General features: G+C 70.2%; 13 protein-coding genes. 6 read left to right on the top strand and 7 right to left on the bottom strand.

Going from position 1 to position 12,783, the window contains the following annotated elements; translation table 11 throughout:
* Positions 1 to 18 precede the first annotated feature (18 nt).
* Both AC4BGE_RS01060 and erpA read left to right on the top strand, forming a co-directional pair.
* Positions 19 to 1,107, top strand: coding sequence for a glycerate kinase family protein (locus AC4BGE_RS01060; protein ID WP_490574095.1), 1,089 nt, complete (start codon positions 19 to 21; stop codon positions 1,105 to 1,107).
* Between the two features lie 92 nt (positions 1,108 to 1,199).
* Positions 1,200 to 1,562 carry an iron-sulfur cluster insertion protein ErpA gene (gene erpA, locus AC4BGE_RS01055; RefSeq protein ID WP_490569943.1) on the top strand — a complete coding sequence of 121 codons (363 nt, stop codon included), beginning with the start codon at positions 1,200 to 1,202 and terminating at the stop codon, positions 1,560 to 1,562.
* An 88-nt stretch (positions 1,563 to 1,650) separates the two neighbouring features.
* On the opposite strand, the gene AC4BGE_RS01050 is transcribed toward erpA, so the two are convergent.
* Complete coding sequence (locus AC4BGE_RS01050; RefSeq protein WP_490569944.1) at positions 1,651 to 1,893, bottom strand: hypothetical protein; 243 nt, start codon at positions 1,891 to 1,893, stop codon at positions 1,651 to 1,653.
* A gap of 64 nt (positions 1,894 to 1,957) precedes the next feature.
* Here AC4BGE_RS01050 and AC4BGE_RS01045 point away from each other — a divergent pair, with 64 nt between their 5' ends.
* Complete coding sequence (locus AC4BGE_RS01045) at positions 1,958 to 2,944, top strand: carbohydrate kinase family protein (protein WP_490569945.1); 987 nt, start codon at positions 1,958 to 1,960, stop codon at positions 2,942 to 2,944.
* Between the two features lie 14 nt (positions 2,945 to 2,958).
* Here AC4BGE_RS01045 and AC4BGE_RS01040 read toward each other — a convergent pair whose 3' ends face one another.
* The gene (locus tag AC4BGE_RS01040) at positions 2,959 to 3,198 is read right to left on the bottom strand and encodes a sulfurtransferase TusA family protein (protein ID WP_490569946.1); all 240 of its coding nucleotides are present in this window, start codon (positions 3,196 to 3,198) and stop codon (positions 2,959 to 2,961) included.
* A complete protein-coding gene (locus AC4BGE_RS01035) occupies positions 3,195 to 4,340 on the bottom strand; it encodes a cysteine desulfurase family protein (RefSeq protein WP_490574094.1) in 1,146 nt (381 codons plus the stop codon). The genes AC4BGE_RS01040 and AC4BGE_RS01035 overlap by 4 nt, the downstream gene beginning before the upstream one ends.
* Before the next feature lie 122 nt (positions 4,341 to 4,462).
* Here AC4BGE_RS01035 and ctaC point away from each other — a divergent pair, with 122 nt between their 5' ends.
* Genes ctaC through AC4BGE_RS01020 form a run of 3 tightly spaced genes read left to right on the top strand, consistent with a single transcriptional unit; the run spans position 4,463 to position 7,547 of the window.
* The gene (gene ctaC, locus AC4BGE_RS01030; RefSeq protein WP_490574093.1) at positions 4,463 to 5,383 is read left to right on the top strand and encodes an aa3-type cytochrome oxidase subunit II; all 921 of its coding nucleotides are present in this window, start codon (positions 4,463 to 4,465) and stop codon (positions 5,381 to 5,383) included.
* The gene (gene ctaD / locus AC4BGE_RS01025; RefSeq protein ID WP_490569949.1) at positions 5,380 to 7,152 is read left to right on the top strand and encodes an aa3-type cytochrome oxidase subunit I; all 1,773 of its coding nucleotides are present in this window, start codon (positions 5,380 to 5,382) and stop codon (positions 7,150 to 7,152) included. The genes ctaC and ctaD overlap by 4 nt, the downstream gene beginning before the upstream one ends.
* Positions 7,149 to 7,547 carry a cytochrome c oxidase subunit 4 gene (locus tag AC4BGE_RS01020; protein ID WP_490569950.1) on the top strand — a complete coding sequence of 133 codons (399 nt, stop codon included), beginning with the start codon at positions 7,149 to 7,151 and terminating at the stop codon, positions 7,545 to 7,547. The genes ctaD and AC4BGE_RS01020 overlap by 4 nt, the downstream gene beginning before the upstream one ends.
* Before the next feature lie 402 nt (positions 7,548 to 7,949).
* Here the strand turns inward: AC4BGE_RS01020 and AC4BGE_RS01015 are convergent, their stop codons facing one another.
* From AC4BGE_RS01015 to qcrC, 4 genes are all read right to left on the bottom strand, one after another.
* Positions 7,950 to 8,975, bottom strand: a complete 1,026-nt coding sequence (locus tag AC4BGE_RS01015) for an LLM class flavin-dependent oxidoreductase (RefSeq protein ID WP_490574092.1) — start codon at positions 8,973 to 8,975, stop codon at positions 7,950 to 7,952.
* A gap of 91 nt (positions 8,976 to 9,066) precedes the next feature.
* Positions 9,067 to 10,806, bottom strand: a complete 1,740-nt coding sequence (qcrB, locus tag AC4BGE_RS01010) for a cytochrome bc1 complex cytochrome b subunit (RefSeq protein WP_490569952.1) — start codon at positions 10,804 to 10,806, stop codon at positions 9,067 to 9,069.
* On the bottom strand, positions 10,803 to 11,885 hold the full coding sequence (gene qcrA / locus AC4BGE_RS01005; RefSeq protein ID WP_490574091.1) for a cytochrome bc1 complex Rieske iron-sulfur subunit: 1,083 nt from the start codon (positions 11,883 to 11,885) through the stop codon (positions 10,803 to 10,805). The genes qcrB and qcrA overlap by 4 nt, the downstream gene beginning before the upstream one ends.
* Positions 11,882 to 12,754 carry a cytochrome bc1 complex diheme cytochrome c subunit gene (qcrC, locus tag AC4BGE_RS01000; RefSeq protein ID WP_490574090.1) on the bottom strand — a complete coding sequence of 291 codons (873 nt, stop codon included), beginning with the start codon at positions 12,752 to 12,754 and terminating at the stop codon, positions 11,882 to 11,884. Before qcrC ends, qcrA begins: the two co-directional genes overlap by 4 nt.
* Between the last annotated feature and the right edge of the window lie 29 nt (positions 12,755 to 12,783).

The following is a 12,783-nucleotide window of genomic DNA, read 5'->3' as shown; positions in this document are numbered from 1 at the left end:
GCACGGCAGTATGTGCACATGCGCGTGCTCATCGCCCCCGACAAGTTCGCCGGCACCCTGACCGCCGTCCAGGCCGCCGAGGCGATCGCGACGGGCTGGCAGCGCCACGCCCCGGACGACGTGGTCGACCTCGCCCCGATGGCGGACGGGGGGCCGGGCTTCGTCGACGTCCTGCACGCCTCGTTGGGCGGGGAGCTGCTCGCCGCCTCCGTCACCGGCCCGGCGGGGGAGGAGGTGCCGGCCTCCCTGCTCCTGGTCGACGGGGTCGCCTACGTGGAGTCCGCCCAGGCGTGCGGCCTTCACCTGGCCGGGGGCACCGACCCCGAGACGAGGACGACGCGCGGGGTGGGCGAGCTGCTGCTCGCGGCCCGTGACGCCGGCGCCCGGACCCTCGTGGTCGGGCTGGGCGGCTCCTCGACCACCGACGGCGGCGCCGGACTGCTGGCGGCGCTCGGGGCGACGGCCGACGTGCCCCTCGACGCGGGGCCCCGCGGGCTGGCGGGTGTCCGCGAGGTGGACCTCGCACCGGCCCGCGCGGCCCTCCACGGGCTGTCGTTGGTGGCCGCCACCGACGTGGACAACCCGCTGACCGGTCTCTTCGGGGCGGCCCGGACCTACGGCCCGCAGAAGGGGATCGGGGAGGAGGCGTTGGTCGCCGTCGACGTCGCCCTGGAGGGGCTCGCCGTCGCCTGCGACCGGCGGACCTCCCTGGAGCCCGGTGCCGGGGCCGCCGGGGGCCTCGGGTTCGCGCTGATGCTGCTGGGCGGTGCGCGGCAGCCGGGGATCCGTCTGGTGGCCGACGCCGTCGACCTCGCGGCACGCGCCCGGCGCGCGGACCTCGTGGTCACCGGGGAGGGTGCCTTCGACTTCTCCAGCCGGGCCGGAAAGGTCCCCTACGGGGTGGCGGAGATCGCCGGCGAGCAGCTGCGGCCGTGTGTCGCCCTCGCCGGCCGGGTCCTGGTGGGGTCTCGGGAGATGCGGGCCCTGGGCATCGAGTCCGCCTACTCGGTGGCCGAGACCTACGGGGATGAGAGGGCGCTCGGGCGGCCGGCCGAGGCGCTGGCCGACCTGGCCCAGCGGGTGGCGCGGAGCTGGTCCCAGGCGTGAGCGGACATCCCGGCCGGGCCGGGGTGGAATAACCTGAGCTGTGAGACGCTTGACCCGTTGACCACCACGACCTACACCCACGGGAGATCGAGATGACCGAGCAGGTCGAGACCACCGAAGAGCGCCGCACCGACCAGATCAACCTCAGTGCGGTCGCGGCCGGCAAGGTCAAGAGCCTCCTGGCGCAGGAGGGCCGCGACGACCTCGCGCTCCGCATCTCCGTGCAGCCCGGCGGCTGCTCCGGGCTGCGCTACCAGCTCTTCTTCGACGAGCGCACCCTCGACGGCGACGTCACCACCGACTTCGACGGCGTCACCGTGGTCGTCGACCGGATGAGCGTTCCCTACCTCAACGGCGCGATGATCGACTTCGTCGACTCGATCGAGAAGCAGGGGTTCACCATCGACAACCCCAACGCGACGGGTTCGTGCGCCTGCGGCGACTCGTTCCACTGAGCCGGGGCGGTACCCCGCCCCACACAGACGAAGAAGCCCCCGCCTCACGGCGGGGGCTTCTCGTCGTCCGGGTCGGCGGACGGTGGGCTCAGTCCAGGTGCAGGTGCAGGGCGTTCGCGAGTCGGGCCGCTGCCGCGCTGACCCGGATCTCACTCTTGCGCACCTCGCGGGGGTAGTCCGCGAAGTGGATGCTCGGCGCCGGCCGGACTGCGGCCCGGGCCACCCGCTCCAGGCGGAGGGAGGACACGACCGCGCGAGCGTCGGCGCGCATCTGGGTAGGCGTCGAGAGCTCGTCGTGGGTCAGGTGTGAACCTGGGTCAGAAGTGGCCATGTCCCCGACGCTAGTCGTTACCGATTGGTACACCCAGCGGGGCGCGCTAGTAGTGTGCGGCCACATGTCGCTCCTGATCGCCGGCTCCGTGGCCACCGACCACCTCATGTCCTTCGCCGGCAGGTTCTCCGACTCCCTGGTGGTCGACCAGCTGGACAAGATCTCGGTCTCGTTCCTCGTCGACGACCTCGAGGTGCGACGCGGCGGCGTGGCGGCGAACATCTGCTTCGGCCTCGGCAACCTCGGCCTGCGGCCGGTGCTGGTCGGCGCCGTGGGCGAGGACTTCGCCGACTACCGCAGCTGGCTGGAGCGTCACCACGTCGACTGCGACTCGGTGCACGTCTCCCAGACCCGGCACACGGCGCGCTTCGTGTGCACCACCGACACCGCGATGGCCCAGATCGCCTCGTTCTACCCCGGGGCGATGAGCGAGTCCCGCGAGCTGGAGCTCAAGCCGATCGTGGACCGGGTCGGCGAGCCCGACTTCGTGCTCATCGGCCCCGACGACCCCGAGGGCATGCTGCGGCACACCGACGAGTGCCGTCAGCGCGGCTACCGCTTCGTGGCCGATCCCTCCCAGCAGCTGGCCTTCGGCGACGGCGACCTCATCCGCAAGCTGGTCGAGGGCGCGGACATGCTCTTCTCCAACGAGTACGAGGCGTCGCTGATCACCCAGAAGACGGGGTGGAGCACCGAGGAGGTGCTCGACCGGGTCGGCACCTGGGTGATCACCCTCGGCGCCCGGGGCGTCCGGGTGGAGGCGAAGGGCGCGCAGACCATCGAGGTGGCCGCGGTGCCCGACGTGGCCCCCGTGGAGCCGACCGGGGTCGGCGACGCGTTCCGGGCGGGATTCCTGGCGGCGCTGGCCTGGGGCCTGGGCCACGAGCGCGCCGCCCAGCTGGGGTGCCTGCTCGCCGTCCACGTCGTCGAGCAGGTGGGCACCCAGGAGTACTCGCTGTCCCGGGCGGCGTTCCTCGAGCGCTGCACGCAGGCGTACGGCGCGGCGGCGACCGCCGACTTCGAGCCGCACGTGCGCACCTTCCACCCCTGAGGCGACGCGCCGGCTCAGCTGAGCCGGCGCACCAGGAAACGGGGGGAGCCGTCCTCGGCGGAGTCCTCGCCGAGGAACTCCTGGCCCCGCATCCGGCACCAGGCCGGCACGTCCACGCGGGCCGCCGGGTCCCGGGTGACGACGGCCAGGCACGCGCCGGGCTCGACCTGGCCGACGTGCCGGGCCAGCTCGATCACCGGCATCGGGCAGAGCATCTCCCGGCAGTCGAGCTCGAGCGCCACCTCGGGGCTCACAGGCCGACCTCCGCCCGCAGGTCGCGGACGACCTCCGGCAGCGCGGCGAGGAACCGCTCGACGTCCGCGGCGTCGGTGTCCCTGGTCAGCGAGAGCCGCACGTTGCCGTGGGTGAGGACGCCCATCGCGGCCAGCACGTGCGAGGGCTCCAGGGTCGAGGCGGTGCACGCCGAGCCGCTCGCGACGCCGAAGCCGCGACGGTCGAGCTCGGTGACCAGCGCCTCGCCGTCGACGTAGAGGCAGGAGAAGGTGACCAGGTGGGGGAGGCGGAGGTCGGGCTCGCCCACCACCTCCACGTCCGGGATCGCCGCCGCGGCCCGCCGTACCCGCTCGACGAGCGCGGTCTGGGCACCGGTCAGGGCGTCGCGCTCGGCCACCATCGCCTGGAGGGCCGCCGCGGCGGCCAGGGCGGCGGGCACGTTCTCGAAGCCGCCGGCGCGCTCGTCCACGCGGTCGTCGGCAGGCAGCGGGCTGCGCCACCGAGCTCCCTTGGCCACCAGCAGCACCCCCACGCCCGGCGGGCCACCCCACTTGTGGGCGGAGGCGGCCGCCGCCGCCCAGCCCCGGGGCAGCGGCACGCGACCGGCGCTGGCGCACGCGTCCACGAACAGCGGGACGTCGTCGAGCTCGGCCGCGATCGACGCCACCGGCTGGAGGGTGCCCACCTCGTGGTTGGCGTGCTGGACGGCCACCACGGCCGGCCGGCCGTGGCCTGCGGCGACGCTCTCGGCGACCGACGCCAGCACCGCGGGGACCGTGACCAGCCCGGTGCGGCTCACGGGCACCGCGAACGCCGGGTCCTGGGTCCAGCGCGCGGCATGAAGCACGCAGGAGTGCTCGACCGCCGAGTGGACCAGCGCCCGGGAGGTGCGGGCACGCCCCCGGTGCAGGCCGAGCAGCCCGCGGTGGACCGCCTCGGTGCCCGACGCGGTGAAGGTGACCTCGTCGGGACGGGCGCCCAGGGCGTCGGCCACCACCTCGCGCGCGTTGTCCAGCAGCAGCCGGGCGCGCCGGCCCTCGTGGTGCAGCCGGCGCGGGTCCGCCCAGCCCTGGTCCACCGCGGCCAGCAGGGTCTCGCGGGCGTGCGGGTGCAACGGCTCGGAGGAGGCCGAGTCCAGGTAGGTGCGGACCGGGGTGCTCACCTGCTCGAACCTAGTGCCTGCGACACGCGGACCCCACCGCGGGCTGACCCGCTCGGTCGACGGCCCCGGCACTCGGATAGTGTTCATCCCTATACGTGACTGCCCAAGAGAGAGGCTCGTTCGTGGGTCTGCAACTCCCCTCGCGCGCAGTCGCACCCGTCAAGAGGGTCGCGACCGCCACCGTGCTGGGCCTCACCCTGTTGTTCCTGGGTGCGTGCTCGGCTGAGGACACCGATGAGATCGCCCGGTTCGCGATGCCATCGCCGATTACCGAGCAGGGACCGGCCACCCTCGAGCTGTGGCGGTGGGCCTGGGTCGCCGCCCTCGTGGTCGGCGTGCTCACCTGGGGCCTGATCTTCTACTCGTCGTGGCGCTTCCGGCGCCGCAGCGACGACGAGGTCCCGGTCCAGGTCAGGTACAACCTGCCGCTGGAGATCTTCTACACCGTCGCGCCGATCATGATGGTCGTCGTCTTCTTCTACTGGACCGTCAACGTCCAGAACGAGGTGACCGAGATGGTCGACGACCCTGACGTGACGGTCGACGTCGTGGGTCAGCAGTGGTCCTGGACGTTCAACTACACCGACCAGGGCGAGGGTGGCACCACCCCGTACACGGTGGGCACCACCGCGATCCAGCCGACCCTGGTGCTTCCGGTGGACCAGCGGGTGCAGTTCAACCTGCACTCCCCGGACGTGATCCACTCCTTCGGCGTGCCGGCGTTCCTCACCAAGCTCGACGTGGTGCCGGGCCGGATCAACAAGTTCCAGGTGACGCCCAACGAGATCGGCACCTACGTGGGCAAGTGCTTCGAGCTCTGCGGCACCTACCACTCCCGGATGCTGTTCAACGTGGAGATCGTCAGCCAGGCTGACTACGAGCTGTACCTCGCCGAGCTCGAGGAGACGGGCTCCGTCTCCGACGGGCCGCTGCTCGGGGGATCCGACGCCCTGACCCAGGCCGGCCTGGACGATCCGTCCGAGGACGAAGTGGAAGAGGCCGGGCAGGCCGAGGACGATGACGAAGAAGGAGGCCAGGAGTGACCGCGCTCGCAGATTCACCGCAGGTCACGGGCACGCCGAAGCTGACCCTGGGCCAGCAGACGGTCAGGATGCTGACCACCACCGATCACAAGCTGATCGGGAAGATGTACCTGGTGACCTCGTTCATCTGGTTCATCCTCGGCGGGCTGATGGCGATGGTCATCCGTTCGGAGCTGGCCTTCCCGGGCAACCAGGTGGTCAACGACGAGCTCTACAACCAGCTCTTCACCATGCACGGCACGATCATGCTGCTGCTCTTCGCGACCCCGCTCTTCTTCGGGTTCGCCAACATGATCATGCCGATCCAGATCGGTGCGCCCGACGTGGCGTTCCCGCGGCTGAACATGTTCAGCTACTGGCTCTTCCTCTTCGGCGGCCTGATCGCCGCGTCCGGCTTCCTCACCCCCTCGGGCGCCGCTGACTTCGGGTGGTTCGCCTACACCCCGCTCTCCGACGCGGTCCGCTCTCCCGGAGTCGGCGGAGACCTGTGGATCATGGGCCTCTACATGGCGGGTCTCGGCACGATCCTGGGTGCCGTCAACTTCATCACCACGATCATCACCATGCGTGCCCCCGGCATGACGATGTTCCGGATGCCGATCTTCACCTGGAACGCGCTGATCACCAGCATGCTGGTGCTGATGGCCTTCCCGATCCTCGGTGGCGCGCTGCTCTCGCTGGAGGCCGACCGCCTGCTGGGCGCCCACGTCTTCGACCCCGCCCACGGCGGGCCGATCCTGTGGCAGCACCTCTTCTGGTTCTTCGGTCACCCGGAGGTCTACATCATCGCGCTGCCGTTCTTCGGCATCGTCTCGGAGATCCTGCCCGTCTTCAGCCGCAAGCCGATCTTCGGCTACGTCGGCCTGGTCGGCGCCACCATGGCGATCGCGGTGCTCTCCATCGCGGTCTGGGCCCACCACATGTTCGTCACCGGCGCGGTGGACCTGCCGTTCTTCTCCGGCATGACGTTCTTGATCGCGGTGCCGACAGGAGTGAAGTTCTTCAACTGGATCGGCACGATGTGGGGCGGATCAGTCTCCTTCGACACCCCGATGCTGTGGTCGATCGGCTTCCTGACCACCTTCCTCTTCGGTGGTCTCACCGGGGTCATCCTGGCCAGCCCGCCGCTGGACTTCCACGTCTCGGACTCCTACTTCGTGGTGGCTCACTTCCACTACGTGGTCTTCGGCACGGTGGTCTTCGCGATGTTCGCCGGCTTCTACTTCTGGTGGCCGAAGATGACGGGTCGGATGCTCGACGAGCGCCTCGGCAAGCTCCACTTCTGGCTGCTGTTCGTCGGGTTCCACTCGACCTTCCTGGTCCAGCACTGGCTCGGCGTCGAGGGCATGCCCCGTCGCTACGCCGACTACCTGCCGGAGGACGGCTTCACCACGCTCAACCAGATCTCCACGGTGGGTGCGTTCCTGCTCGCCGCCTCGACCCTGCCGTTCCTCTGGAACGTCTACCAGTCCCGCAACGCCCCGCTCGTCGGGGTGGACGACCCGTGGGGCTGGGGCCGGTCGTTGGAGTGGGCCACGTCGTCCCCGCCGCCGCGGCACAACTTCCACCAGCTGCCCCGGATCCGCTCGGAGTCGCCGGCGTTCGACCTGCACCACCCGGAGATCGCCGCGCTCGAGCTGGAGCAGAACGAGGCCGAGCGTCAGGGCGGGTTCGCGGACGCCCCCGACGTGTCGGGTCGCCAGGAGCTCCTGGAGGAGCGCATGGGTTCCACCACGATCGACGAGGACAAGGACGGTGACGCACGATGAAGGCCGAAGCATGGATCTTCGTGGTCACGGGAGTCTTCTTCACCCTGGTCTCGCCCGCCTACTGGGTGATCACCAACGACTGGACCGGTACCTCGGCCCTGGTGATGACCACGTTCCTGGCCTGGATGATCGCCCTCTACCTGGGCTTCCACGCCTCGCGCATGGACCCCCGCCCGGAGGACCGCAAGGACGGTGACATCGAGGAGGGGGCGGGCGAGCTCGGCTTCTTCCCGCCGTACTCCTGGTGGCCGCTCTGGTGTGCGCTGACGCTCTCGCTGATGATGTATGCGATCGCGATGAGCGCCTGGTGGCTGGTGTTGATCGCCGGGGCTCTCGGCCTGATCGCCCTGTGCGGCTGGGTCTTCGAGTACTACCGCGGGGAGCACGCCCACTGAGGCGTGCACCCACGCAGAACGGCCCCGGACGATCTGTCCGGGGCCGTTTGTCGTCTGGCTGACGGCATCGTCCACACGTCCCACGGCTACACCGAGCGGAAAGCCAGCAGTGACTCTGTCGCCGACGAGGCAGAGGGTGACGACGTCGGTCAGGGTGCTGCTGGCTCTGTGCTCCGGGAGCAGCCAGCACAGGTCACCACGTGGGCATTTCGTGGGTATCCGCCCGACGATGTCGTGGGCGTCCGCTTCGACGAGGACTCCTTCGCGGTCTTCGTTTCCGACTCCGTACCCGATGCCGAACGCGAGCGGATCTACCGGGACCTCGGCCGCGATCGAGGACGGCCGTTCATCTGCTGCGGTGAACGGCACCACCCCGCGCCGAGGTCAGCAGGACACACCCAGTCAGGTCAGGAGCGCCCGGACCCGCGGGGCCACCTCGGTCCCGTAGAGCCGGATGCACTCCATCAGCCGGGGGTGCGGCAGCGGCCCGTTGGAGTACTTCAGGTCGAACCGGTCGATGCCCAGCTCGCGGACGGTGTCGGCGATCTTGCGCGCCACCGTCTCCGGGGAGCCGACGAAGAGCGCGCCGTGCTCGACCTCCCCCTCGAACTGCTCCCTGGTGGCCGGGCCCCAGCCCCGCTCCGCACCGATCCGGTCGCGGTTGGCCTTGAAGTGGGGGAAGAGCTGATCCCTGGCCTCCTGGTCGGTGGCCGCCACGAACCCGGGGCAGTGCACGCCGACCGGCTGGGCCGGCTGCCCGAGCTCGTCGAGGGCGCGCCGGTAGAGGTCGACGAAGGGGGCGAACCGGGACGGCGCCCCGCCGATGATGGCGAGCATCATCGGCAGGCCGTGCCGGGCGGCGCGCACCACGGACTCGGGTGAGCCCCCGACCCCGACCCAGGCGGGCAGGCCGCCCCGCTCGGTCTTCGGGTGGACGTGGGTGGGCGCCAGCGCCGGGCGGGTGCGGCCCTGGAACGACACCTCGCCCTCGGAGCGCAGGCTGGCGAAGAGCCGCAGCTTCTCCTCGAAGAGGATCTCGTAGTCGGCGAGGTCCAGGCCGAAGAGCGGGAAGGACTCGGTGAAGGAGCCGCGCCCCAGCGTGATCTCGGCCCGGCCCCGGGAGAGTGCGTCGAGCGTCGCGAACCGCTCGTAGACCCGGATCGGGTCGTCGGAGCTGAGCACCGTCACCGCCGTGCCGAGGGTGATCCGGGTGGTCCGGGCCGCGATGGCGGCCAGCACGACCTCGGGGGCCGAGATGGCGAAGTCGTCACGGTGGTGCTCCCCGACGTTGAAGGCGTCGATGCCCACCTGGTCGGCCAGCACCGCCTCCTCCACGACGTCGCGCAGGACCTGGTGGTGGGGGAGGAGGCCGCCGGCCTCGTCATGGGTGATGTCTCCGAAAGTGTCCAACCCGAGCTGCACGGTCATCGCGGGGCCGCCTTCCTACTCCTGGGAACACGTTCGCCCGGCCCCCTGGACGGGGACCGGGCGAACGTGATGATCACTGGCTGACGCTCACTCAGTGCCTGAGCTCGTCGCCCTCCACCGGGTGGACACCGTCGAACTGGTGCCCGTCGACGGCGTGGTCGAGCCCGGACTGCAGCTCGGCCTCGTGCTCGGCGTGGTGGTGTGCGGCGGCCAGCTCCTCGCGGGTCGGCTTCTGCACGTTGTGGCCGTTGAACCAGGCCGACAGCCGGGCGCGGAGCCGGTTGGCACGGGTGCCGGGCGCCGGCACCCCGTTGGCGTCCACGTCGCTCTCCAGCGTGTAGACCTCGTCGCGGTCACGCGCCGTGAGGGTGTACTGGCTGTCCAGCGGGAGCGGCAGGTGCCGTTCGCTGTAGGCCCCCTCGGGCGAGCGCATGATGACGCCGGTCTCGTAGCCGTGGAGGAGCTTCTCCTCGTCGTGGCGCTGGAGAGAGATGCACCAACGGCGGGTGATCCAGAAAGCGATCACCGGACCGATGAACACAGCCGCCCGCATGAAGTAGGTGATCTGGTTGATGCTCAGGTCGAACTTGATCGCGATGATGTCGTTGCCGCCGGCAGCCCACAGGAGGCCGTAGAACGTCATCAGGGCCACCATGACCGCGGTGCGCGTGGGCGCGTTGCGCGGACGCTGGAGCAGGTGGTGCTCCCGCTTGTCGCCGGTGATCCACGCCTCGATGAAGGGCAGCAGCAGGACCACGACGAAGAGCAGGATCGGCAGCACCAGGATCGGCAGCAGCACGTTCCAGGAGAGCGTGATGCCCAGGAACGACGACTCCCAGCCGGGCATGATGCGCAGCGCGCCGTCGGGCCAGCCCATGTACCAGTCGGGCTGGGAGCCCGCGGTCACCTTGGACGGGTCGTACGGGCCGTACTTCCAGACCGGGTTGATGGTCATGAAGCCGCCCATCAGCGCCGTCACGCCGAAGACCACGAAGAAGAAGCCGCCGGCCTTGGCCGCGTACACGGGGAGCATCGGGTAGCCGACCACGTTCTGCTCGGTGCGTCCGGGCCCGGGCCACTGGGTGTGCTTGTGGTAGACGAGCAGGAGCATGTGCGCCGCGATCAGGGCGAGGAGCAGACCCGGGATCAGCAGCACGTGGATGATGTAGAGCCGCGGGATGATCGACTCGCCCGGGAACTCGCCGCCGAAGAGGAAGAACGACATGTAGGTGCCGATCACCGGCGCGGACTTCATGAAGCCGTCCGCTGCCCGGACGCCCGTGCCCGAGAGCAGGTCGTCGGGGAGGGAGTAGCCGGTGAAGCCCTCGAGCGTGCCCAGGATGAGCAGCAGCATGCCGATCACCCAGTTGAGCTCACGCGGCTTGCGGAAGGCGCCCGTGAAGTAGACGCGCATCAGGTGGACCATCATGGAGGCGATGAAGATCATCGCCGCCCAGTGGTGCATCTGCCGCATCAAGAGGCCGCCACGCACGTCGAACGAGATGTCCAGCGCCGAGACCATCGCCTCGGACATGTAGACGCCACGCAGCTGGTCGTAGGAGCCCTGGTACTGCACCTCGGACATGCTGGGGGTGAACCAGAGCGTCAGGAAGACGCCGGTCAGGAGCAGCACGACGAAGCTCCACAGGGCGATCTCGCCCAGCATGAACGACCAGTGGTCGGGGAAGACCTTGCGCAGGTTCTTCTTCATCGCGCCGGCGAGGCCGAGGCGCTCGTCGGCCCAGGTCGCCAGCCCACCGGGCTTGGACCGCTTGGCGGTCGCAGCGGTGGTGGCGTTGGTGGAGGCCACCTTGCTGGTGTCGATGCTCACTTCGAGTCACGCTCCCAGTAGCTCGGACCGACGGGTTCGGTGAAGTCGCTCTGCGCGATCAGGTAGCCCTCGTCGTCGACGGCCAGGGGCAGCTGAGGCAGTGCCCGCGCGGCCGGTCCGAAGACCACCCGGGCGCTGTCGGCCAGGTCGAAGGTCGACTGGTGGCAGGGGCAGAGCAGGTGGTGCGTGATGCGCTCGTTGAGCGAGATCGGGCAGCCCACGTGGGTGCAGATCTTGGAGTAGGCGACGATGCCGTCGACGGTCCAGTTCTCCCGGCCGGGGCCGGGGGTGATGTCGTCCGGCTCCATGCGCAGCAGGATCAGGGACGCCTTGGACTTGGCGACCTGCAGGGCCGCGCCCTCGAAGACGTGGTGACCGTTCTCGTCGACCGCGAAGATCGCGGCCGGCTGGGCGTTGACCAGGTCGCCGATCTCCAGGTCGGAGACCTGGATCGGAGTGCCGAGGACGTCGCGGACGACTCGCTCGCCCTTCTTCCAGATGGTGTGCTCCAGGCCGCCGCCGTTCTCCGGGTCGACCACGTCGTCGGAGAAGGGGAGGGGGCCGAGGTCGCGCAGCAGCACCACGGCCGGCAGGCCGAGGGCGGCCATGGCGCCGAGCAGCGAGTTGCGCACCAGCGGGCGGCGGCCGATGCCGGACTCGGCCAGGCCGGTCTGCAGCGCCTCGACGGCGGCCTCCCGGTCCTCGTCGGAGGAGCGCGCCGGGTGGCGGTACTCCACCAGCTCGTGGTCGGCCATGAGCTTGCGGGCCCACTGGATGATGCCGACGCCGAGCAGCAGCAGGGCGAGGCCCAGGGTGGCACCCAGCGTCACGTTGGAGGCGCCGAAGCCCATCAGCGTGTCCGGGTCGTCCCCGACGTCGAAGGTGAAGTAGGCGACGACGAAGAGGACGGCGAACAGCGCGGAGAGGCCGAAGAAGGTCGCGACCTGGCGCTCGGCCCGCTTGGCGGCCCGCTCGTCGACGTCGGTGGGACGCCACTCGTGCGGCGGGAGACCCGGGTCCGCGATCGGGTCACCCTCGACCGCGGGGAGGTTCTGCTCGTTGTGGTCGTTGTGACTCACGCTTCCACCTTGTCCTTCTTCGAACGGGTCGAGTGCGCAGCGATCCACACCGCGAACGCGACCAGGCTGCCCATGCCGATGACCCAGGCGAAGACGCCCTCGGAGACCGGTCCGAGGCTACCCAGGCCGAAGCCGCCGTACTCGGGCTCGGACTCCAGCGACTTCAGGTAGGCGATGACGTCACGCTTGGCGTCGGGCGGGATGTTGCCGTTGGAGAAGACGTCCATGCTCTGCGGGCCGGTGAGCATGGCCTCGTAGATGTGCTTCTCGTCGACGCCCTTGAGCGAGGGGGCGTAGCCGCCCCGGGGCATGGCTCCGCCGGAGCCGTTGAAGTTGTGGCAGGCGGTGCAGTTGGTGAGGAAGATCTGGCCGCCGCGGGAGATCGCCTCCTGGCGCTCCTCCTCGGACAGGCCGTCGACGCTGTAGTCCTCTTCGGTCGGGATCGCCGGGCCGGGGCCCAGGCTGGCCACGTAGGCGGCCATCGCGTCGATCTCTTCGTCGTTGTAGAGGCGCTCCTTGCGGGGCGCCTGGTGGCTCGGGTTCGCCAACGGCATCCGGCCGGTCCCGACCTGGAAGTCGACGGCGGCAGCGCCGACGCCCACCAGCGAGGGGCCGATGTTGTAGCCGTCGCGGACGGTGCTCACGCCCTCGGCGTTCAGGCCGTGGCACGAGGAGCAGCCGACCAGGAAGAGCTCACGACCCTGCTCGATGAGCTCCTGGTCGCTGGTGGCCTGCTGCGCGGTGGCAGGGGCGAAGGCCGAGTAGAGCCCGCCGGTCATCACCAGCCCCAGGAGCAGCACGGCAAGACCCGCGAGCGGGGCCCGGCGGTGCCGGGAGAGCCGTCCGGCGGTTCGATTCAGGAGACGCACGTGACAAATTCCTCTTCAGATCCGGTTCG

Source organism: Nocardioides sp. Z50_6, assembly GCF_058215755.1.
Note: the sequence above shows the minus strand (reverse complement) of the source record. Positions and strands in the feature narration are given on the sequence as shown.

Excerpts from the sequence above, each read along its gene's own strand:
- AC4BGE_RS01050 (WP_490569944.1), bottom strand. The coding sequence starts at position 1,893 with ATGGCCACTTCTGACCCAGGTTCACACCTGACCCACGACGAGCTCTCG.
- AC4BGE_RS01020 (WP_490569950.1), top strand. The coding sequence starts at position 7,149 with ATGAAGGCCGAAGCATGGATCTTCGTGGTCACGGGAGTCTTCTTCACC.
- AC4BGE_RS01060 (WP_490574095.1), top strand. The coding sequence starts at position 19 with ATGCGCGTGCTCATCGCCCCCGACAAGTTCGCCGGCACCCTGACCGCC.
- AC4BGE_RS01045 (WP_490569945.1), top strand. The coding sequence starts at position 1,958 with ATGTCGCTCCTGATCGCCGGCTCCGTGGCCACCGACCACCTCATGTCC.
- AC4BGE_RS01015 (WP_490574092.1), bottom strand. The coding sequence starts at position 8,975 with ATGACCGTGCAGCTCGGGTTGGACACTTTCGGAGACATCACCCATGAC.
- erpA (WP_490569943.1), top strand. The coding sequence starts at position 1,200 with ATGACCGAGCAGGTCGAGACCACCGAAGAGCGCCGCACCGACCAGATC.